Source organism: Opitutaceae bacterium, assembly GCA_041395105.1.
GTDB lineage: Bacteria > Verrucomicrobiota > Verrucomicrobiia > Opitutales > Opitutaceae > B12-G4.
On record JAWLBB010000002.1, the window covers coordinates 627107 to 648131 of the forward strand.

Annotated in this window: 18 protein-coding genes; 12 read left to right on the forward strand and 6 right to left on the reverse strand. The window is 61.6% G+C overall.

Annotated elements, in window-relative coordinates; genetic code table 11:
- Positions 1 to 5 precede the first annotated feature (5 nt).
- The gene (locus R3F07_09425; GenBank protein ID MEZ5276587.1) at positions 6 to 3155 is read left to right on the forward strand and encodes an efflux RND transporter permease subunit; all 3150 of its coding nucleotides are present in this window, start codon (positions 6 to 8) and stop codon (positions 3153 to 3155) included.
- 34 nt (positions 3156 to 3189) lie between these two features.
- Here the strand turns inward: R3F07_09425 and R3F07_09430 are convergent, their stop codons facing one another.
- Positions 3190 to 3732: a cob(I)yrinic acid a,c-diamide adenosyltransferase gene (locus tag R3F07_09430; protein ID MEZ5276588.1), complete on the reverse strand. Its 543-nt coding sequence runs from the start codon at positions 3730 to 3732 to the stop codon at positions 3190 to 3192.
- 10 nt (positions 3733 to 3742) lie between these two features.
- Positions 3743 to 5257, reverse strand: coding sequence for a pyruvate carboxylase subunit B (locus R3F07_09435; protein ID MEZ5276589.1), 1515 nt, complete (start codon positions 5255 to 5257; stop codon positions 3743 to 3745).
- 133 nt (positions 5258 to 5390) lie between these two features.
- Here R3F07_09435 and R3F07_09440 point away from each other — a divergent pair, with 133 nt between their 5' ends.
- The gene (locus R3F07_09440; protein MEZ5276590.1) at positions 5391 to 6176 is read left to right on the forward strand and encodes a nitrilase-related carbon-nitrogen hydrolase; all 786 of its coding nucleotides are present in this window, start codon (positions 5391 to 5393) and stop codon (positions 6174 to 6176) included.
- A 133-nt stretch (positions 6177 to 6309) separates the two neighbouring features.
- Positions 6310 to 6924, forward strand: a complete 615-nt coding sequence (locus R3F07_09445) for a gamma carbonic anhydrase family protein (protein ID MEZ5276591.1) — start codon at positions 6310 to 6312, stop codon at positions 6922 to 6924.
- 27 nt (positions 6925 to 6951) lie between these two features.
- On the opposite strand, the gene R3F07_09450 is transcribed toward R3F07_09445, so the two are convergent.
- Together R3F07_09450 and R3F07_09455 are read right to left on the reverse strand one after the other, a co-directional pair.
- Positions 6952 to 7845 carry a cation diffusion facilitator family transporter gene (locus tag R3F07_09450; GenBank protein ID MEZ5276592.1) on the reverse strand — a complete coding sequence of 298 codons (894 nt, stop codon included), beginning with the start codon at positions 7843 to 7845 and terminating at the stop codon, positions 6952 to 6954.
- A 6-nt stretch (positions 7846 to 7851) separates the two neighbouring features.
- Positions 7852 to 8238 (reverse strand): transcriptional repressor, encoded by a 387-nt coding sequence (locus tag R3F07_09455; GenBank protein MEZ5276593.1) that lies wholly within the window; start codon positions 8236 to 8238, stop codon positions 7852 to 7854.
- Between the two features lie 133 nt (positions 8239 to 8371).
- Between R3F07_09455 and R3F07_09460 the strand changes: the two genes are divergently transcribed.
- Complete coding sequence (locus R3F07_09460; GenBank protein ID MEZ5276594.1) at positions 8372 to 10576, forward strand: hypothetical protein; 2205 nt, start codon at positions 8372 to 8374, stop codon at positions 10574 to 10576.
- Positions 10577 to 10610: 34 nt separating this feature from the next.
- On the opposite strand, the gene R3F07_09465 is transcribed toward R3F07_09460, so the two are convergent.
- Positions 10611 to 11789, reverse strand: coding sequence for a KamA family radical SAM protein (locus R3F07_09465; protein ID MEZ5276595.1), 1179 nt, complete (start codon positions 11787 to 11789; stop codon positions 10611 to 10613).
- Between the two features lie 110 nt (positions 11790 to 11899).
- On the opposite strand from R3F07_09465, the gene carA reads away from it, so the two are divergent.
- Positions 11900 to 13066 (forward strand): glutamine-hydrolyzing carbamoyl-phosphate synthase small subunit, encoded by a 1167-nt coding sequence (carA, locus tag R3F07_09470; GenBank protein MEZ5276596.1) that lies wholly within the window; start codon positions 11900 to 11902, stop codon positions 13064 to 13066.
- Between the two features lie 221 nt (positions 13067 to 13287).
- Positions 13288 to 13587: an HPr family phosphocarrier protein gene (locus R3F07_09475; protein ID MEZ5276597.1), complete on the forward strand. Its 300-nt coding sequence runs from the start codon at positions 13288 to 13290 to the stop codon at positions 13585 to 13587.
- Between the two features lie 579 nt (positions 13588 to 14166).
- Here the strand turns inward: R3F07_09475 and R3F07_09480 are convergent.
- A complete protein-coding gene (locus tag R3F07_09480; GenBank protein MEZ5276598.1) occupies positions 14167 to 14964 on the reverse strand; it encodes a TatD family hydrolase in 798 nt (265 codons plus the stop codon).
- 132 nt (positions 14965 to 15096) lie between these two features.
- Here R3F07_09480 and trxB point away from each other — a divergent pair, with 132 nt between their 5' ends.
- The 6 genes from trxB to R3F07_09510 all read left to right on the forward strand — a co-directional run bounded on the left by trxB (position 15097) and on the right by R3F07_09510 (position 20964).
- Complete coding sequence (gene trxB / locus R3F07_09485) at positions 15097 to 16041, forward strand: thioredoxin-disulfide reductase (protein MEZ5276599.1); 945 nt, start codon at positions 15097 to 15099, stop codon at positions 16039 to 16041.
- A 237-nt stretch (positions 16042 to 16278) separates the two neighbouring features.
- Entirely contained in the window at positions 16279 to 16710 is a 432-nt protein-coding gene (locus R3F07_09490; GenBank protein ID MEZ5276600.1) for a transcriptional repressor, read from the forward strand.
- Positions 16711 to 16744: 34 nt separating this feature from the next.
- Positions 16745 to 17503, forward strand: a complete 759-nt coding sequence (sufC, locus tag R3F07_09495; protein MEZ5276601.1) for a Fe-S cluster assembly ATPase SufC — start codon at positions 16745 to 16747, stop codon at positions 17501 to 17503.
- Positions 17504 to 17538: 35 nt separating this feature from the next.
- The gene (gene sufB / locus R3F07_09500; GenBank protein MEZ5276602.1) at positions 17539 to 18954 is read left to right on the forward strand and encodes a Fe-S cluster assembly protein SufB; all 1416 of its coding nucleotides are present in this window, start codon (positions 17539 to 17541) and stop codon (positions 18952 to 18954) included.
- 50 nt (positions 18955 to 19004) lie between these two features.
- The gene (sufD, locus tag R3F07_09505) at positions 19005 to 20381 is read left to right on the forward strand and encodes a Fe-S cluster assembly protein SufD (protein MEZ5276603.1); all 1377 of its coding nucleotides are present in this window, start codon (positions 19005 to 19007) and stop codon (positions 20379 to 20381) included.
- A 16-nt stretch (positions 20382 to 20397) separates the two neighbouring features.
- Complete coding sequence (locus R3F07_09510; GenBank protein ID MEZ5276604.1) at positions 20398 to 20964, forward strand: iron-sulfur cluster assembly protein; 567 nt, start codon at positions 20398 to 20400, stop codon at positions 20962 to 20964.
- The last annotated feature ends 61 nt before the right edge of the window (positions 20965 to 21025 follow it).

Sequence of the window (21025 nt, forward strand, 5' to 3'; positions counted from 1 at the left end):
CAACCATGAAACCTGAACCGTCCTACCCGCTTCCCCGCTTCTCGGTGGACCGGCCGGTCACCGTGATCATGATCCTTCTGGCCCTCCTGGTCGTGGGGTTGATCGCCTACCAGCGGATCCCGATCGCGCTCTTCCCCGAAGGCTACGAAGAGAACTCCCTCGGGGTTTATATTCCCTATCCGAACGCCACCCCGAAGGACATTGAGGAGAAGATCGCCCAGCCGGTTGAGGAAATCATCGGCACGATCAGCAACGTCAGGAAGATCAGCACCCGGTGCTACCCCGGCGTCATGTTTGCCCGGATCAGTTTCCAGCCCCAGACCGACCTGGCCACCGCCTATGCCGACCTCCGCGACCGGATGGACCGGGTCATGCCTGAATTGCCCGATGATGTCGAACGGGTCTGGGTACGCCGCTGGGACGAGAACGACATCCCCATCATGTTCCTCGTCGCCAAGTTCGATGAAGCCTTCGGCGACCCCTACTACCCGGCGGACCAGTTCCTGAGACCCGCGCTCCAGCGCATCGAGGGCGTCGGCAATGTGGAGATCTTCGGACTTGAGGGCAACGACGTTATGATCGAACTGGACCAGGAGCGGGTCCAGAGTCACGGGATCGATGTTTACGAACTGACCAATCGCCTGAGGCGGGAAAATTTCAACCTGCCCGGAGGGTATGTCTACGAGTCCGGCAAAAAGATCTATGTCCGGTCACTCGCGCGCTTTGAGACGATCGAAGCCATCCGGGGCTATGTGATCGACGCCGAACACAACCTGACCCTAGGCGATATTGCAGACGTCAACCTGAAGCGACCCGAACGGGAATGGGTTTACCGGATCGACCAGACCCCGGCCCTGGGCATCGAGATCGTCCGGGCCGCCAACGGCAATATCGCCCAGATTTCAGACGGCGTTCGCCAGGTCCTCGATACCATCACCGAACTTCCCCAATTGAAAGGAGTCGAGTTCGAGGTTTTCTGGGACCAGGGCACCCACGTCAAGGAGTCGATTCACAACCTGACCTCCTCGGGGCTCTGGGGCGGTCTCTTCGCTTCGATCGTCCTCTTTCTCTTCATGCGGGCCATCCGCATGACGGTGATTCTGACCCTGGCCATTCCACTCTCGATCCTCACCACCGTGGTTGTCATGTACTTCATCGGCTGGTCCCTCAACATGGCCACCATGATGGGTCTGCTGCTTTGCATCGGCCTGGTCATCGACAACTCGATCGTCATCGTCGAGAATATCTACCGCTACCGACAGGCGGGATTGCCGGGCCGGCAGGCCTCGATCCGCGGAGCCGGCGAAGTCGGACTGGCCGTGACCACCGCCACCCTGACCACCGTGGTCGTCTTTCTGCCCCTCATCCTGATGAGCGATGAGGAGGAATTCTCGTTCTGGATGCTCCGGATCGGGACCCCTGTTATCGTCGCCCTGCTGGCCTCGCTCTTCATCGCCCTGGTCTTTGTTCCCCTGGCCGCCCTCCGCCTCTCCAGCGGCAAACACCATACCGAACCCGTCCTCCTGGGCTGGCTCCGGAAGCGCTACCTGAGGGTCCTCCAGTGGGCCCTCCACCATCGGGTCGAGGCCACCCTCCTCGTCCTCCTGACCATGGCCACCATTGTCATTCCGGCCAAGAACCTGAAGAAGACCGACAACAACGGCGGCGGCGACAACAATAATGTCTGGCTCTTCTTCGACATGCCTTCCGGACAGACCCTTGAGCGGGCGGACGCTTTCTTCACCCGGGTCGAAAACTCCATCCTGGAATACTCCGACCTCTATCATATCAAGAGTGTGGAGACGCGATTCAGATCCAATTTCGGCCGGATGCAGGTCGTCCTGAAAGAGGATTCCAATACCGAATGGTACGCTTATGCCTGGACCTCGCTGCTCGAGAAGCTCGGCCTGCGGGAGCCCGTCATGACCAAGGAGGAAGTTGAAGAACACATCAAGGAACACGCCGACGTCCCGCCCGGTTACACCCTGAGGACCAACTGGAGGGACCGCAGTGACGACGCCTCCGTCTCCATCACCCTCTACGGCGAGGATACGGAGACACTAGAGCACCTCGCCCGGGAGGTGGAGCGTCGCCTGAACACCATCGAAGGTCTCAACTCCGTCGAGACCGATATGGACACCGGCACGACGGAACTCCAGGTCCGCCTCGACCGCGACCAGGCCGGCCGTCTCGGCGTCGACACCCGGGCCATCTCCGGAACCATCGCCTACACCCTGCGGGGTTTCGAGATCAGCAAATACTACACCCCCACCGGCCGCGAGGTGGATATTCAGGTCCAACTCAAGGACGCCAGGAACCAGAATATGGACGACCTGAAGAACCTGACCTTCACCTCCCGGGACGGGACCCCCGTCCCTCTCGAGTCGCTGGCTTCGCTCTTTGTCCAACCGTCGCTCGGCGGCATCCGGAGGGAAAACCGGGAGACCGCCCTCAATGTGGTGGCCAAGGCGTCCAAATCCGACGCCAAGAGCCTCTTCGCCAAAGTCGACCAGGCCATGCAGGGGTTCGAGATGCCCCGCGGCTATCGATGGGACAAGGGATCCCGCTATGTTCGCATGGAGGATTCCGACAAGTCCCAGAAATTCGCGATGATCATGTCGATCTGCTTCGTCTTTCTGCTGATGGGCGTGCTCTTCGAATCGTTCATTCTGCCTCTGGCCGTCATCATCGCCATCCCCTTCTCCTTCCTCGGCGTCTACTGGACTCTCTTCCTTACCGGCACGCCGCTCGACATCATGTCGATGATCGGCACGGTCATCCTGATCGGCGTGGTGGTCAACAACGCCATCGTACTGGTCGACCTGACCAACCGGCACCGCCACGAAGGCATGGAACGCACCCAGGCGCTCATGGAAGCGGGGCGCCACCGCTTCCGCCCGATCCTCATGACCACCTTCACCACGGTCTGCGGCCTGATTCCGATGGCGCTGGGCAACTCCAAAATGATTGGCATGCCCTATTCGCCCCTCGGCCGGACCATGATCGGCGGCCTGCTCTGCGCCACCTTCCTCACCCTCGTCATCGTCCCCCTCTTCTACAGTTGCCTCGACGACCTGCGGAACCTCTTCTTCAGGATGATCTCGTCAGCCCGGCAGAAGCAACCCGAAGGGACCCCGGAAGCCGCCGGGCGCTGAGGACAACCCGAGATCGCCCATGGCAAAGGCGCTCCTACGAAGCGCCTTTGCCCCGGCTCTCATCCCGCCGGGCCAGCAGCCAGAGGACATCGGACAGTCGGTTGAGGTACTTCAGGGCGAGCGGATTGACCGGGCTGCCGGATTCCTCGAGCCCCCAGATCCGCCGTTCGGACCGCCGGCAGGTGGTCCGGGCCAGATCAAGGGCGGCCGCGTGCAGGCTGGCGCCAGGAGTGGCCCAACCCTCAAAGCGGATATTCTCACCCTCCAGCCGGACGACCAGCGCATCCAGCCGATCAAGATGACCCGGACGCGTCCTCTCGTATTTGGAATCCTCATACCGCTGACGATCCTCGTCCGCCACCGCCAGTTCGCCCATCAGGCCGATCAGCTCATGCTGGGTCGCCTCGATCAGTTCCCGGACCCAGGGGTCATCGGCGGTGGCCCGGACGAAACCGAGAGCGGCGTTCAGCTCATCCACCGTCCCGTAGGCCTCGACCCGCGGGTGGCTCTTGGGAACCCGCCGCCCGTACATGAGCGCGGTCGTGCCGAGATCTCCGGTCCGGGTGGCGATGGACATGACTCAGGAGTCAGCCGATGTCCTCGACCAGGACCTCCTGGCGCCGGCCATTGACCGTCACCGCAAAGTGGCGTCCCGGCTGCGGCCCGGTAACGGCCTTCACCGCGGGACGGGCCGGCGGGGCCACCGCTACCGGCTCGGCGGGCGCAGGCGCCGGCGGCGGGGGTGCCGACGCGGCCGCCTTCTTCGCCTGAAGGTACTTGTCGAGCTCCTGCGGAAACATGGCATGGATGACGCAATGCTCGTCATCCGTCGGGTATCCCTTGTTCGCCAGTTCCTTGCGCAGGTTCTCCATGTTCGGCGAGAGCAGATCGGCCGGACGGCACTCGATCGGTTCCTGCCCGGTGTTCTTCGCCGCCAGCTCCCGGACCTCCGGGTCGACCGGGGCCGGCGTCTGCCCGTAATAGCCGAGGGCGATCTGCATGGCCTGGGGAGAGAAATTCTTCCAGCGCCCGAACTTGACGTTGAGCATGGCCTGGACCCCGACGATCTGGGAAGTCGGAGTGACCAGCGGGATCCAGCCCAGCGCCTGGCGCACGACGGGAATCTCCGCGAAGACCTCGTCGAAGCGGTCCTCCATCTTCTGTTCCTTGAGCTGATTGCGGAAATTGCTGAGCATCCCGCCGGGCACCTGGTAGATCAGGGCGTCCGTATCCACTCGTTCATTACGAAAACTGGTGAAGTCGGACAAGGCATCGTAAACCACCTGGAAATGATCCTGCAGCCGCTTGAGCGCGTCCCGGTCGTAGGACGGGCAGCGCGGATGGTCCTCGAGCAGGGAAAGCATCCGCATGGTGTCGGGCTGGCCGGTTCCGTTGGCGAAGGGGACGATCGACGTGTCGATCGAATCGACCCCCGCTTCGATCCCGGCCAGGTAGGTGGCCGCACCCAGCCCGGCCGTCTCATGGGTGTGGAGGACGACCGGGATGCCGAGTTCCCGCTTGAGGCCGCCGATGATCTGGCCGGCCACATAAGGGGGGATCAATCCCGCCATGTCCTTGACGCAGACCGAATCGCATCCCATCGCCTCGATCTCCCGCCCCATCTCGAGGAATTTCTCCACCGTGTGGACCGGACTCGAGGTGTAGCAGATGGTTCCCTGCGCGTGTTTGCCGGCCTTCTTGGCGGCGGTCACCGCGGTCCGCATGTTGCGGGTGTCGTTGAGGGCGTCGAATATCCGGAAGATGTCCATCCCGTGCTTGGCCGACATCAGGACAAACGCCTCCACCACATCGTCGGGGAAATTGGCGTACTGAACGATATTCTGCCCTCTCAGGAGCATCATATGAGGGGTCTTGGGCGCACCCCGCTTGAGGGCGTCGAGACGGTCAAACGGGAACTCGCCCAGAAATCTCAGGCCCGCGTCGATCGTCGCGCCCCCCCAGGTCTCAAGAGCTCCGAATCCGATGGCATCAAGGGCGGCCAGGACCGGAAGCATCTGCTCCGTTCGCATACGGGTTGCGGCGAGGGACTGATGCCCGTCACGCAATACCGTATTGTTGAAGATTACGGGATTTTGAGTCATTGGAATGGAGAACGGCGGAAGCTTGGCTAATTCTGGATAGAACAACAACCCTAGAAATGCTAATAAGCAACGTTCGGGCGAGCTGATGGACGAGTTCGATCCAAAAGGGCGCTCGACGTCACCCCCAACCGGGGTGAAGATACCATACATGCGCGTCGCCTGCACCCAGACCGGCTGTTTTCCGGGCGATGTTCCCGCCAACCTCCGGCAGATCGACCGGCTCGCGGGAGAGGCATCGGCGGCCGGAGCTGCCTTGGTGGTGTTTCCTGAGCTGATGACCACCGGCTATGCCTCCCCGGAGGTGGTGGCCCCATTGGCCGAGCGGATTCCCGGTCCGGTTTCGGGCGAAATCACGCGGATGGCCACCCACCACCGGATTGCCCTGGCCGTCGGTCTGCCGGAGAGATCCGGGTCCGGTGACGCCTGTTTCAACACGCTATTCCTGGTCGACGCTGAAGGACGAGCTCTCCTGCACTACCGCAAAGTCCACCTATGGGACACCGAAAAGTCATGGGCTCGGGGCGGTGATGGATTTCCCGTTCATCTCCTGGGCGACCTCCACCTCGGCGCCAATATCTGCTACGACGTCCGCTTTCCCGAAGGCGCCCGAAGCCTCGCCCTGGCCGGTGCCCAGCTCATGCTTCTGCCCACCGCATGGCTCGGCCCGGTTGACGAATGGGAACTGGCCGTTCGGTCGCGGGCCATGGACAACGGCATCTATGTGGCCGCTTCCGCCCTTCAGGGTGAATCATTCCTCGGCTCAAGCCTGATCGTCGATCCCCACGGCACCGTCATCGGCCGGGGAGATCCCGGGGCCGAACAATTGGTCATCGCCGATATCGATCCGGCCGCTGTCGCCCGGTTTCGCCGACGCGTTCCCCTGCTCCGCGACCGGCAACCGGATTGCTACTCCTCCTGATCGAAGCCAGGAAGCCGATCACCGTGTGTGGCCGCCCAGTCTCCCGGGGCGTTCCCATGCGAGCCGGCGGCAAGGGTCTGGTCCGGCCGGCCCGACGCCGGTGCCGCGGCTTCAGCTCATCGACTCCCCTGAGATGACATCGTGCCCGGGCCCTGCCCTGCATTCCAAACTCGCCTGCCCGCCGATTGTAGCCTATCTTCCGGACATGACACCTGAGGAACGCCTCGACACCTTTCTTGGCAAAGATCCGAGCATCGACCCCACGGCCTATGTCGCACCCGGGGCCACGGTGATCGGAGACGTCCGGATGGGCCCGCGGTCCAGCATCTGGCCGAGTGCGGTCGCCCGCGGCGATATCAACTATATCGAGATCGGCGAAGGTTCCAATGTCCAGGACGGAACCATTGTCCACCTGGCCGATGACTTTCCGGTCATCATCGGCCGGCATGTCACCATCGGCCACGCGGCCATCATTCACGCCTGTGTGATCGAGGACGAATGTCTGATCGGGATGGGAGCCACCATTCTCGACGGCGCGGTCATCGGACATCATTCCATCATCGGCGCCAATGCCCTCGTCACCCAAGGTACGCATGTTCCCCCCGGCTCCATGGCCCTTGGTGCCCCCGCCAAGGTGGTCAAGACCCTCAGTGTCGCCCAACAGGCCGGCCTCCGCAAATGGGCCGAAAAGTATGTCGTCGTTTCGGCGGCCCACCGGAAGAAGCAAAGTGAAAACGAGGCCTGTTGAAGTGGAGCCGGATCCTCACTTCCGATTTCAAACCCGAGATTCCAAATCTTCCTCCCTCGCCGGTTCCACGTGGACGACGACATCGTGGATGGGGAGATGGGATTCGCGCAGGCGGTCGGTCACCTGGTGAGCGATCTCGTGGCCCCGACGGACGGAGAGCCCGCCGTCGACCATGACATGAATGTCCATGAGGAGCCCAAGTCCGCTTTTTCGCCCCCGGCACTTGTCGATCGACCGGACATCGTCGACCTCGAGGGCGATCCGGCGGATCTCCCTTTCGGTCGATTCCGGGACCGCCGCATCCATCATCTCATCAAGAGCCGGCCGGAGCAGATTGAACCCGTTCCAGGCAATGACCAGGCAGGCCGCCAGGGCCGCCCAGTCATCGGCACTTTCATAACCGGGACCCCCGATCAGGGCAATCGAGATGCCGACAAAGGCCGCCAGTGAGGTCAGGGCGTCGGACCGATGATGCCAGGCATCACCCCGCAGGGCCAGGCTGTCAACCGACTGACCGGCCCGGCTGACCAGGCGGAACATCACCTCCTTGATGCCGACCACCGCCAGCAGGACCAAGAGGGTGAAAGGCGCCGGGGCATGGTGCGGCGTAATGATCTCCCGGATACTTTGCACCGCAATCAGGATGACCGCACCGAGCAGGGCCAGGGCGACGAAGAATCCGGCCAGCGATTCCGCCTTCCCATGGCCATAGGGGTGCTTGTCGTCCGCCGGCAGGACCGAGATGCGCAACCCGCGCCAGACGATGAATGAGCTGACGATATCGGCTGAGGACTCAATCCCGTCGGCCACAAGAGCGTAGGATGTGCCGATGACTCCCGAGACGATCTTGGTCACGGCCAGGACCAGGTTGACCCCGATCGAGAGGACCGAGAAGCGGACACCTTTTTGAAAGCCTTCCATCGGCTGTTATCCTTGGTGCTTCCGGCACTCGCGGCAGAGCCCGTAATAGATGACCTCGTCACCCTGAAAGAGAAAGCCGGCGGGACGCTTATCCGGAAGGGGGACCTCGGCCGGCGCATCGATGTCAAAAACCCGGGCACAGTCATGACAGATGAAGTGGGAATGATGGCGGGATACCGCCCATTCGAACCGTGAGGGCTGTCCCGCGTAGGTGACACTCACGATACTCCCGGCGGCGGCCAGTTCACGGACTGCACGGTAGACCGTGGCAATCCCCAGGCGCGGCAGTTCGACCACGGCGGCGGCATGGAGTTCGGGGATGGCCAGGGGCCGGCCGGCGCCCCGAAGGACCGACTCAATCACTTCCATCTGCCTGGTCCTTCGTCGACGCATGGTTGAGCGGATTCATGCCGAGCGTGTTCCATCCCCAGGAAGCGATCAAGACTGGATGCGCGGTCATCCCCTCTGAAGAATTCGCTCGTTTCCGATTTCCGGCCATCCCAATATCCGCGGCTCCACCTCTCTGATGAGCGCACACGACAAGCAGGCTGGCGACGGCAAGTTCGGGACCTTTGGCGGCGTCTTCGTACCCAACCTCCTGACCATTCTCGGAGTGATCCTGTTCCTGCGAACCGGCTGGGTGGTCGGGCAGGCCGGGTTGAAGGGCGCCCTCATCATCCTCCTGATCGCCAATTCGATCACCCTGCTAACCAGCCTGTCGCTCTCCTCCATCGCCACCAACCTTCGGGTCGGTGGCGGCGGCGCCTATTTCCTGATCTCCCGCAGCCTCGGATTGGAGATCGGGGGAAGCATCGGGCTGCCGCTCTTCATGGCCCAGGCCGTCTCGGTCGCCTTTTATCTGATCGGATTCACCGAGTCGCTTCAGTTTCTCCTCCCCGAGATCAATACCCGGCTGGTCAGCCTCGGGGTCCTCGGAGTCATTTTCGTGGTCGCCTGGATCGGAGCGGACCTGGCGGTCAAGACCCAGTACCTCATTCTCGCCGCTCTGGTCGTTTCCCTTCTGTCCTTCTTCATCGGATGGTCTCCACAGACCGACTGGCGAAACAACCTGCAGCCGGCCTACGAATCCGGACAGAATTTCTGGCTCGTCTTTGCCATTTTCTTCCCCGCTGTCACCGGAGTGATGTCGGGCCTGAGCATGTCCGGCGACCTCAAGGATCCCTCCCGAAGCATTCCCCGGGGGACGATTCTCGCCGTCATCATCACGTTCATCATCTACGCCATCCAGATGGGTTGGCTCTCGCTCAACGCCAGCCGGTCGGAACTGATCAACGACAAACTGGTCATGCAGCGCATCGCCCTGGTGCCGTCGCTCATTTTCGTGGGGCTCTGGGCCGCCACCCTTTCTTCCGCCCTCGCCAGCCTCCTGGCCGCCCCTCGGACCCTCCAGGCCCTCGCCCGCGACCGGGTGGTCCCGTTGTGGATCGGTCGTGGGTCCGGGCCACGCAAGGAGCCCAAACTGGCCCTGATTCTGACCACCGTGGTGGCGGGACTCTGCATTCTCGCCGGCCAACTCGACCTGATCGCCCCGATCATTTCGATGTTCTTCCTGACCACCTACGGAACGGTCAACCTGGTTTCGGGCTTAAGCGCCCTGGTGGCCAATCCCAGCTATCGACCGACCTTTCGGGCCCACTGGCTCTTCAGCCTGCTGGGGGCGGCCGGGTGTCTTTTCGCCATGTTTCTGCTCAACGCCGTGGCCACGGTCGTTGCGGTCCTCCTGATTTTCGGCCTCTACAGTTTTCTCAAGCGCAAGCAGTACAAGACGGCCTGGGGCGACGAACGCAGCGGCCTCTGGTTCGCCGTCACCCGGCTCGGCCTTCTGAAACTGGCTGCTTCCCGCCAGCATGTCCGCAACTGGCGCCCGATCCTCCTCGTCCTTGTCGGCAACCCCAAATCGCGACTCCCCATGGTCGAACTGGCCAATCGCCTCGAGGCACGTCGCGGACTGCTTTTCCTCTCCCAGATCATCACCGGCGACTGGCAGACCCTGGTTCCAAGACAGGCTCCCCTCCAGAAGAGCCTCGAGGAGTTCATCCGCGACAACCGGCTATCGGCCGTCGGCAAGACGATCATGGCGGAGGATTTCGAGCACGGCGTCTCCACCCTGCTCCAGGTGGCCGGCGTCGGCGCGCTCGAGCCCAACACTGTCCTGATGGGGTGGAGCGAGGACGCCCTCAACCAGGATCAGTTCATCCGGGCCGTGCGTCGGATATTGGAGCTCCAGCGAAGCCTGCTCATTTTCGCGGAAGCGGAACTGCCCTTCGATGAACTCGAGCCGGTCATCGACATCTGGTGGCGCGCCCGGATCAACGGAGGATTCATGCTGACGCTGGCTCATCTGCTTCGCGAAGGTGCCCCCGGTCGCTGGCGCAATTGCCGGATCCGGGTCCGCCGGATTATCGCGGGTCTGGCCGGCAAGGAAGACGCCACCGCCGGATTGACCCGCATGATCAAAGAGACCCGTTTCGACGCCGAAGTCGATATCGTGGTCGGCGATGGCCCCGCTCTTGAAATGATCGCCCGGGCCTCGGCCAATTCGGCCCTGTGCTTCATCGGCCTGGCCCTGGAGAATCCGGAAGACACCGATCCCCTCGGTCCGCTCAAGCCCCTTGTCGCGGCCCTCAAGGGCGACATCATTCTCGCCAAGAATTGGCACGACCTTCACCCCGACGATCCGATCGAGGACGCGAGGAAATCCCGGGAATAACAGTTCAAACCTCCGGGGAGGCACCCCGGAAGCGCTACTCCCGCAACTCCGGAACCGCCACTCCGGCTGTCACCGGGTAGCGGTAAAGGTGGCCCTCATAGTTGCGGAAGACGATCTCCTCATCACTGATCGATTCCACGTAATCGGGATTGATCGGCACTTTGCCGCCCCCGCCAGGAGCATCGATGACGAATTGCGGCACCGCGTAGCCGGTGGTGTGCCCACGCAGGCCGCGGATGATCTCGAGACCCTTTCGGACATCGGCCCGAAGGTGGGCACTTCCCGTAATGAGGTCGCACTGGTAGATATAGTAGGGACGAACCCGCATGCGCAACAGGCGATGAACGAGTGCCTTCATCGTCGACAGACTGTCATTGATCCCTTTGAGCAGCACCGACTGGTTTCCGAGGGGCACCCCCGCGAAGGAGAGGCGCTCGCAGGCTTCCATCAGGGCACGGGTGCATTCCTTCGGATGGTTGACGTGGATGCTCATCCAGACCGGACCGTGTTTGCGGAAGATCTCGCAAAGCTCCGGCGTGATGCGCTGCGGAAGAAAGACCGGAATGCGCGAGCCGATCCGGATGAACTCGACATGCGGAATGGCCCGGAGGCGTCCGAGCAGGTGGTCCAGCTTCCGATCGGCCAGCAGCAAGGGGTCTCCTCCGCTCAGAAGAACGTCGCGGACCTCGGGATGGCTCTCGATATAGCGCAGGCCCTGCTCGTATTCCGGATGGAAATTGTAGTCCTGCGCGTTGCTGACCAGCCGGCTCCGGGTGCAGTAGCGGCAGTAGGCGGCGCATCGGTCGGTCACCAGAAAAAGCACCCGGTCCGGATAGCGGTGGACAATCCCCGGGACCGGTGAGTGGCCATCCTCCCCGACCGGATCGAGCAGTTCCTCCGGCGCGGTGGTCATCTCGTTGACCCGTGGGATGACCTGACGCCGGACCGGACAGTCCGGGTCCTCGCGGTCGATCAGATTGAAGAAATAAGGAGTGATCGCGAGGGCCAGCTTTCGGTTGGCAAAGAGGCAACCTTCCCTCTCTTCCGGAGTCAGCGTCATGACGGCCTCGAGCTGTTCGACCCGGGTCAGCCGATTCTTCAGCTGCCATCCCCAATCATTCCAGGTTTCCTTCGGCACGTGCTCCCAAAGGCCCTGCCCGTCAAACCATTCACCGCGGTTCTCCTGATAATCCATGTCGTTTGGTAAAGACACGACTATCCGTGTCCATTCCCGCCTGTCAAACCGGCGGGTGGTTTCATCTTCCGGAAAACCTCGCGAATTCGTTTGGCACGGCGCTTTCGATCATTTTACCTGCAGGCCCGATGAACCAATCCAACTCCGGTGTTCTTGCTCTCGAAGACGGCAGCATTTTCCGTGGTCCCGCCTGGGGCGGTTGCGCCACCGTGACGGGAGAGGCGGTCTTCAATACCAGCATGACCGGTTATCAGGAAATCCTGACGGACCCCTCCTACTACGGCCAGATTGTGACCATGACCGCCCCCCAGATCGGCAATTACGGGGTCAATGATGCGGACGAGGAGTCTTCCGGACCCAAGGTCTTCGGCTTTGTCGTCCGCGAACTCAGTCCGACCATGAGCAACTGGCGGGGCCGCAGTTCCCTTGGCGACTACCTTGAGCGCAACGGGATTCCCGGCATCGAGAGAGTCGACACCCGGACGATCACCAAGAAACTCCGGGTCTCCGGTGCCATGAAAGCCTGTCTGAGCACCGAGGGCATCGGAGATGAAGAAGCCATCCGCAGAGCCCGCGAATGGGAGGGATTGGTCGGGAGCGATTACGTGAAGGAAGTGACCGCCCAGGAAGCCTATACCTGGGACGCCGGCGAACCCGGCAATGTGCCCTACGAGCCGGTCGGCACCTCGCTTTACCCGGAAATCAAGGTAAGCCGACGGTTCCGGGTCGCCGCTTTCGACCTGGGTGCCAAATACTCCATTTTCCGGAAATTGGTGCGGCACGGGTTCGACGTGACGGTTCTCCCGGCCAACACCCCGGCCGAAGCGGTGTTCGAAATGAAGCCCGACTGCCTCTTCCTCTCCAATGGACCCGGAGACCCTGCCGCCCTTGATTATGTCCACGGAACGGTCAAACGACTGATGCGTGACCTGCCGACTTTCGGGATCTGTCTCGGCCACCAGATGATCACCCACGCACTCGGCGCGGCCACCTTCAAGCTCAAGTTCGGGCATCGGGGTGGCAATCAGCCGGTCAAGAATCTCGAGACTGGACGGGTCTCCATCACCAGCCAGAATCATGGCTTCGCCACCGATCCGGCCGGCGTCGAGGCCGGAGGCGGAGTCGTCACTGAGATCAACCTCAATGACGGCACCGTTGAAGGGCTCCGCCATCGGGAGTTGCCGGTCTTTTCCGTCCAATACCACCCGGAGGCCGCCCCGGGGCCGAACGATGCCGACCCGCTCTTCACCGATTTCTACAACCTGGTGGAATCACGGGCGGACGGAAAAATCTGAGAGTCTGTCGCGCGATTGGCCGGACCAGGACCTGCCGTGGCCCGGTTGACCCAAGGTGCCGGAAACCCATGGTTTCCCGTCCGATTGTGAGGCGTCCGGCTCCCTCCTGCCTGCGGCAACCGCTTTTTGGATTGCAAGGCCCCCGCTAAACCGAAAAAAGAAGCTCCCTCCGGAATCTTCGAACTCGCTTTCCGGGGCAATGACCGCTCTCCGACGAATACATGGAAACCAGTGAGACCAACCCGCCATCCAACGCGGCGGAAAAGACCCTCACCGTCCAGAACAAGATGGGCATCCACGCCCGTCCCGCCGCCATGATTGTCCGGATCACCAACCGGTTCAAATCGGAGGTCTATTTCGAAAAGGACGAGGAGCAGGTCAATGGGAAGAGCATCATGGGCCTGATGATGCTGGCCGCCGGCCGCGGCTCCAAGATCAGGGTGACCGCCACGGGCGAAGACGCCGGAGACCTGCTCAAGGACCTCGAGGAGCTCTTCGAACGCAAATTCGACGAAGGCTGAATCGCCGCGGATAAGTGATGGGCAGGACGGTTCGTGCCAGGAACCTCCCCTCTCTAGAAGCACCTCTTGTTTGGTCTTCTTTCTCTCACGGAGGCACGGAGGCACAGAGCCAATCATCTGGATCCCTATTGGTGGTTCGGATGATTCCATTCTTCAGTCTCCGTGCCCCCGTGCCTCTGTGAGACCCACTCTCAGTCGGATTTTATCTCTCACGGAGGCACAGAGGCACAGAGCCAATCATCTGGATCCCCATTGGTGGTTCGGATGATTCCATTCTTCAGTCTCTGTGCCCCCGTGCCTCTGTGAGACCCACTCTCAGTCGGATTTTATCTCTCACGGAGGCACAGAGGCACAGAGCCAATCATCTGGATCCCCATTGGTGGTTCGGGTGATTCCATTCTTCAACCTCCGTGCCCCCGTGCCTCTGTGAGAGCCACTCTCAGTCGGATTTTATCTCTCACGGAGGCACAGAGGCACAGAGCCAATCATCTAAGATCCCCATTGGTGGTTCGGGTGATTCCATTCTTCAACCTCCCTGCCTCTGTGTCTCTGTGAGAGCCACTCTCTGCCTTTCGGTCTTCAACCTAACCGGAAGAACGCCATCGTATTGGCGTGGGTAAGGGAGGCGATCTCTTCAGAACCCAGCCCCAGGATCTCCCCACAGGCCTCCGCCGTGTAGCGGACAAAGGCCGGCTCGTTCGGTTGGCCCCGCTTGGGAACCGGCGCCAGATACGGCGCATCCGTTTCCACCATCAATCGATCGAGCGGCTGGACCTTGAGGGCCTCCCGGACGTTTTCCGCGCTCTTATAGGTGACGATCCCGGTAAAGGACGCCCTACCTCCCCGGGACAGGATTGGCATGAGGAATTCCGGACCATCCGTAAAGCAATGGAAGACCACCCGGGCCCAGGACAGCCCGGAAGCGTCGATCATCTCGACACACTCGGGCACCGCGCCTCGGGAATGGATGATGACCGGCAGATCCGACCGGGTCGCCAGTTCGAGCTGCGCGGCGAAGGCCCTGCGTTGGCGCTCAAATACCTTCTCCGCTTCGCGGGATTCTTTCGGCAGATGAAAGCGATCAAGACCCATCTCTCCCAATCCGACAGGAGCCGGGTCCCATCCCAGGGCCGCCTCCAGACTCGGCAGACAGGTCTCCCAGCCTTCGTCAACCGAAGTCGGGTGCAGCCCGACGGTGTAGTCCACCACACCGGGATGCGCGGCCGCCAGGGCTCGGTTATCCTCCCAATCCCCGGCTTCGGTGCCGATTGTGATCATCCGTTCCACTCCGGCCGCAGCGGCACCGGCGATCGCCGCTCTCACCGTGCCCCGTCGAAGAAAACTCACCAGATGGGTGTGGGAATCGATCAGTTTCATCAATTGAGCCCCAATCAAGCGCACCCGGACCACACAAACAACCTTCAAAACTGTTACATGTTTTGGCTTGTTGATCGACCCTTACCGGTATCCTGTTGCGGTTCCCCTGCACGAGTTGGATTTTGAACGCTTATGAGCCAGGAAGTTGAAAATATCATCATCGTCGGAACCGGATGCGCCGGTCTGACCGCTGCCATCTATGCCGCCCGGGCCAATCTCAATCCGCTTGTCCTCGAAGGCAACCAACCGGGCGGGCAGTTGACCACCACTTCCGAAGTGGAGAACTTTCCGGGGTTTCCCGAAGGAATCGACGGCTTCGTCCTGATGGACAACCTTCGCAAACAGGCGACCCGCTTCGGAACCCGGTTTGAGCAGGCGTACATCACCTCCGTCGATTTCTCCCAGCCGGTCCGTGTCCTCAAGACCGCCGAACGGGACTACAAGGCACGGGCCGTTATCATAGCCACCGGTGCCTCTCCGCGGATGATCGGGGTCCCCGGGGAGAAGGAACTCTTCGGCGGTGGCGGCGTCACCACCTGCGCCACCTGCGACGGCGCCTTTTACCGCAATATGGACGTGGTCGTGGTCGGCGGAGGCGATTCCGCTGCCGAGGAAGCCCTCTTCCTGACCCGATTCTGCTCCAAGGTCACCCTGATCCATCGCCGCGATGAATTGCGGGCCTCCCCGATCATGGCCGACAGGGTCAAGAACCACCCCAAGATCGAAACCTGTTGGGATACCGTCGTGACCGAGGTCATCGGCGTCGCGGAAAAAGCCGTCTCCGGGGTCAGGGTCCGTAACGTCAAGACCGGGGTCGAAAGCACCCTCGACTGCAAGGGAGTCTTCGTGGCCATCGGGCACCGGCCCAATACCGGCCCGTTTGCCTCACAGATCGACCTCGACGAGAACGGCTATTTCCTCCCCGCCCCCGGAAGTCAGGTGCGGACCCGTGTGCCAGGGATCTACACGGCGGGCGATTGCGCCGATCACGTCTACCGTCAGGCCATCACCGCCGCAGGCATGGGCTGCCAGGCCGCTATTGAAGCTGAACGCTGGCTGGCCGAACAGACCGACTGACATCGCGGCTTGAAGAGCCCCGTCCCTGACTGTCCCCTTGTCCGTAGGGCGGAGCCGCCGCGAACGTCGAATTGCCAGACTCTCCCCGCGACATCGGAAGGTGCCGGGGCAGGCGGTGTGGCGGCTCGAGTGATCCCCCCTCCGAGACAATGGAAACGCTGAGATCGCCCGGAAATTAAATGGAATAAGTCTAAGTTTCAGTTGATATCCGGAATTATTCCATTTAAGTAATGGGGTATGACACCCGCCACGAGCCCCCACGATGTTCTGACCCGCAAACTCGCGGAGGAAGGAATGCGCTTCACCCGTCAGAGGGAGGTTGTCTACGGTGCCCTCCTCGCGAAACGGGATCATCCCACCGCCGACGAAGTTTATGCGAGGGTGCGGGCCGAGATGGCCGGCATTTCGCTCGCGACCGTCTACAATACGCTTGAAACCCTCGTTCAGTGCAACCTGGTCAAGCAGGTCAACTTCGAGCGTGAACCGACCCGTTACTGCCCCAATCTGAAGGAGCACGCCCACTTTCACGACACCCGGACCGGGCAGATCGTCGACGTGGAGATCGACAAGGAGACCGTGGAAGGCCTTCGCCGGAAGCTGCCGGAAGGCTTCGAAGCGGCCCAGATCGAGATCAATTTCCGCGGGCGGACCCTGCAGACTTCCAGCTGAAACCGTCCCCATCCCTGACCAGACTTCACCAGAAATGAACACACTCGAAATCAAAGACCTGACCGTCAAAATCGGCGACAAGCCGATCCTCAAGAATTTCTCCCTGACCGTTCCAAAGGGCGAAGTCCATGCCATCATGGGCCCGAACGGCACCGGCAAGAGCACTCTGGCCAAGACCCTGGCCGGCCATCCTGATTACGAAGTGATCTCGGGAGAGGTTCTGCTCGACGGAGAATCCATTCTCGGACTCGAACCGGACGAGCGGGCCCGCAAGGGGCTCTTCATGGCCTTCCAATACCCGAGCGAAATACCCGGGGTGACCATCGCCAACTTCATCCGGGCCGCCGTCCAGTCGCGCCTCGGAGAGGGAGATGAACTGCAGGCGACCGCCTACTACAAGAGACTCTACGAAAAGATGGATCTGCTCAAGATCGACCGGAAGTTCACTGCCCGTGCCGTCAATGAGGGGTTTTCCGGAGGTGAAAAGAAGCGCTGCGAGATTCTCCAGATGGCCATGCTGGAGCCCTCCTACGCCGTCCTCGACGAAACAGATTCCGGCCTGGATATCGATGCGCTGCGGGTCGTCTCCGAGGGCGTCAATTCGCTGCGCAGCGCCAACCTTGGCGTTCTTCTCATCACCCACTACCAGCGCCTTCTCGACTACATTGTTCCCGACCATGTGCACGTCCTCTGGGACGGACAGATCGTCAAGAGCGGAGGCAAGGAACTCGCCCTCGAACTCGAGGAAAAGGGTTACGATTGGGTCAAGGAACTGACCCCGGCCACGGTCTGATCCCCAACCGGAAAACACTCAAACCAGGAGCACCCATGACCACCGCGACACCCACGCCCGCCATCAACATCGATCGGGACAAGGGCAATTTCGTCTATCCGGAGAATTACGCCTTCGATGCCGGCGTCGGCCTGAACGAAAAGGTCGTCAACTACATCGCCGACGTCAAAGGGGAGGACGACTGGATCCGTCAGTTCCGCCTCAAGGCGCTCAAGGTCTTCGAGAGCAAACCCCTCCCGACCAACTGGGCGACCAAGGATCTCGAAACCATCGATTTCGACAAGATCCGCTACTACCTCGCGTCCGGCCAGAAGCCGAAACGGACCTGGGACGAGGTTCCCGCGGACATCAAGGAAACCTTCGAGCGGCTCGGCATCCCGGAGAACGAGCGCAAATTCCTCGCCGGGGTTGAAGCCCAATTCGACAGCGAAGCCGCCTACTCCAACATCAAGGAAGCCGTCGGCAAGCAGGGGGTCATCTTCATGGGCAGCACCGAGGCCCTGATGGAACACCCGGAAATCTTCCGCAAATGGTTCGGCAAGGTCATTCCGACCGGCGACAACAAGTACTCCGCCCTGAATTCCGCCGTCTTCTCCGGAGGTTCCTTCATCTACGTGCCTCCCGGAGTCAAGGTCAGCCACCCTCTCCAGGCCTACTTCCGCATCAACGCAGAGAACTTCGGCCAATTCGAACGCACCCTGATCATCGCCGACGAGGGTGCGGAGGTCACCTATATGGAGGGGTGCACCGCCCCGAAATTCAATACCGCCACCCTCCACAGCGCGGTGGTTGAACTGGTCGCCCTGAAAGGCGCCAAGATCGAATACATCACCGTTCAGAACTGGTCATCCAACGTCTTCAACCTGGTGACCAAGCGGGCCATCGCGGAGGAGGATGCCACCGTCAAGTGGATCGACTGCAACATCGGCTCGCGCCTGACCATGAAATACCCGGGGGTGGTCCTGAAGGGCCGGCGCGCGCGCGGGGAGGTCCTCTCCATCGCCCTGGCCAATGACGGACAGCACCAGGATACCGGGGCCAAGATGATCCACCTGGCGGACGACACCACCAGCAATATCATTTCCAAGTCGATCTCGGTCGGCGAAGGGCGTTCGACCTACCGCGGCATGGTCCATATCCCCAAGCACCTGACCGGATGCAGGAACAACACCGAGTGCGACGCCCTTCTCATCAACAACAATTCCCGGACCGACACCTATCCCGCGATCACCGTCCGCGGAAACCGGAATTCCGTCCAGCATGAAGCCTCTGTCTCCAAAGTCAGCGAAGAGCAGATCTTCTACATGCAGCAGCGTGGACTGACCGAGGCCGAAGCGATGTCGCTCAGTGTCAATGGATTCGTCAACGACCTGACCCGTCAGTTCCCGATGGAATACAGCGTCGAGCTCAAGCGCCTGATCGACCTGGAGATGGAAGGTTCCGTCGGCTGAGTCCACTCCGGCCTCCCCAAACGCCCACATCAATGCATTCCCAATCCGACATGCCTTCCGCCGAAACACTTCCGACTCCTTCCCGGCCCTCCCGCACCGAGGGAGAAGACCCGGTCCTGGGTGCCTTCAACCGTCACCTCGAGTCCCAATCCGATCGCCCCGACTGGTGGATCGCCGCCAAGAATCGGGCGATGATCGAATTCCAGAACCTGCCCATGCCGACCCGCAAGTCCGAGCAGTGGCGATTTGCCGATCTTCTCGGGCTCAATCTCGACACCTACGACTTCACGCCGGCACCGGCTGAGGAACTGCGGGACAGGATCATCCGGAGTTCCATCCTGGTCGAGAAACGTGCCGGACGAATGGTCTTTGCCGACAACCACCTGGTCGACCACGAACCCGTTCCGTCCGACCTGGCGGCCAGGGGAGTCATCTGGGAACCGCTCGAGGTCGCCCTCCACCGACACCCGGAGATCATCAAGGACTACTTCATGACCCAGGATCCGCACCTCGGATCCGAGAAGTTCGCCGCCCTCCATTCCGCCTTTGTCAGCTCCGGCTGCCTCCTTTACGTGCCCAAGGGGGTCACGATCGAACTCCCGCTGATCGCCCGTCACTGGTCGGTCCGCGAGGGATCCGCCGTCTTCCCGCACACCCTGGTCATTGCCGAGGAGAATTCCCGCGTCACCCTGGTCGACGCCTTCGACTCGGTCGGCGCCGACGACAGCCACTTCGCCTGCGGCTTCAATCACCTCTTCGCCGGCGAAGGCGCCCGGATCGACTACCTTGTTCTTCAGAACTGGAGCCGCCAGACCCTCGGTTTCCAGATCAACAGCATGATCACCGGGCGGTCAGCCTCCGTCCGGTCCCTTGCCGTCAATATCGGCGGTTCGCACTATCGATCGGAAAACCAGAGCCTGATCAAGGGCGAAGGCAGTGACGTTCAGATGTTCTCCCTCAGCGTGACCGACCGCGAGCAACAGGTCGACCAGCGGACCCTGCAGTCGCATCTCGCCCCGCACACCACCTCGAATCTTCTCTACAAGAACGCCCTCATCGATCACTCCCGGACCATTTTCTCAGGATTGATCAAGGTCGCGGAAGACGCCCAGAAGACCGACGCCTACCAGTCGAACCGCAATCTCCTGATCAGCCCGACCGCCGAGGCGAACTCCCTCCCGGGCCTCGAGATCCAGGCCAACGATGTCCGTTGTACCCATGGTTCAACAACCGGACAGCTCGACGAGAGCGAGCTCTTCTACATGCTGACCCGGGGGATCCGTCCCGCTCTGGCCCGGGAGCTTCTTGTCTTCGGCTTCTTCGAGGAGGTCATTGCCAAGATTGAAAACGAGGAGCTCGCCGCCAATATCCGCGAACTCATCCAGAAGAAATTCCGGGAAGACATGGCGGTCCAGACCGCCGGCTGAGACCGGAAATCCGACCATGTCCAGCGCGACCGAACGAATTCTTTCGCGGGATTGTCCCGCCGTCCAGATTCCCAGCGGCAATCCGATCCACCTGGAGGAGGGAGCCCGGGTCTTCCTGACGCAAACCCTCGGCGGCAGCTACACCGTGATGTGCGATTTCGGGCTCGCCCGGATCGACGGCCGGTACGCCGACGCCCTCGGCCTGGAGGCTCCCACCGACTCCGGGGCCGATCCGGCGAAGGTCCCCTCTCCCGAAGGCTCGCCCCACGGACCTCCCGATGAGGAGACTCTCTGGGCCCAGCTGCGCAACGTCTATGATCCGGAAATCCCGGTCAACATCGTGGACCTGGGTCTGGTCTATTCGCTGGACGTGAAGCCGACCGACGATGGCTATTTTGTCCAGGTCAAGATGACCCTGACCGCTCCCGGCTGCGGGATGGGTCCGGCCATCGCGGCTGACGCCCAGAGCAAGCTGATGCAGGCACCCGGCGTCGACGGCGCCGCCGTCGACCTGGTCTGGGAACCCGCCTGGAACCAGGGCATGATCAGCGAAGAAGGTCGCATGATACTCGGCCTGGTCTAGGGCTGTCTGATGCCTGTCGCGCTTTCGCAAGTTATTGCCGGTCCGGTGTAGCCACTTCGCT

Excerpts from the sequence above, each read along its gene's own strand:
- R3F07_09450 (MEZ5276592.1), bottom strand. The coding sequence starts at position 7,845 with ATGGAAGGCTTTCAAAAAGGTGTCCGCTTCTCGGTCCTCTCGATCGGG.
- R3F07_09510 (MEZ5276604.1), top strand. The coding sequence starts at position 20,398 with ATGTCCAGCGCGACCGAACGAATTCTTTCGCGGGATTGTCCCGCCGTC.
- R3F07_09455 (MEZ5276593.1), bottom strand. The coding sequence starts at position 8,238 with ATGCGTCGACGAAGGACCAGGCAGATGGAAGTGATTGAGTCGGTCCTT.
- sufD (MEZ5276603.1), top strand. The coding sequence starts at position 19,005 with ATGCCTTCCGCCGAAACACTTCCGACTCCTTCCCGGCCCTCCCGCACC.
- R3F07_09425 (MEZ5276587.1), top strand. The coding sequence starts at position 6 with ATGAAACCTGAACCGTCCTACCCGCTTCCCCGCTTCTCGGTGGACCGG.
- R3F07_09480 (MEZ5276598.1), bottom strand. The coding sequence starts at position 14,964 with ATGAAACTGATCGATTCCCACACCCATCTGGTGAGTTTTCTTCGACGG.
- R3F07_09435 (MEZ5276589.1), bottom strand. The coding sequence starts at position 5,257 with ATGACTCAAAATCCCGTAATCTTCAACAATACGGTATTGCGTGACGGG.
- R3F07_09460 (MEZ5276594.1), top strand. The coding sequence starts at position 8,372 with ATGAGCGCACACGACAAGCAGGCTGGCGACGGCAAGTTCGGGACCTTT.
- sufC (MEZ5276601.1), top strand. The coding sequence starts at position 16,745 with ATGAACACACTCGAAATCAAAGACCTGACCGTCAAAATCGGCGACAAG.
- R3F07_09490 (MEZ5276600.1), top strand. The coding sequence starts at position 16,279 with ATGACACCCGCCACGAGCCCCCACGATGTTCTGACCCGCAAACTCGCG.
- sufB (MEZ5276602.1), top strand. The coding sequence starts at position 17,539 with ATGACCACCGCGACACCCACGCCCGCCATCAACATCGATCGGGACAAG.
- R3F07_09430 (MEZ5276588.1), bottom strand. The coding sequence starts at position 3,732 with ATGTCCATCGCCACCCGGACCGGAGATCTCGGCACGACCGCGCTCATG.
- trxB (MEZ5276599.1), top strand. The coding sequence starts at position 15,097 with ATGAGCCAGGAAGTTGAAAATATCATCATCGTCGGAACCGGATGCGCC.
- carA (MEZ5276596.1), top strand. The coding sequence starts at position 11,900 with ATGAACCAATCCAACTCCGGTGTTCTTGCTCTCGAAGACGGCAGCATT.
- R3F07_09445 (MEZ5276591.1), top strand. The coding sequence starts at position 6,310 with ATGACATCGTGCCCGGGCCCTGCCCTGCATTCCAAACTCGCCTGCCCG.
- R3F07_09475 (MEZ5276597.1), top strand. The coding sequence starts at position 13,288 with ATGGAAACCAGTGAGACCAACCCGCCATCCAACGCGGCGGAAAAGACC.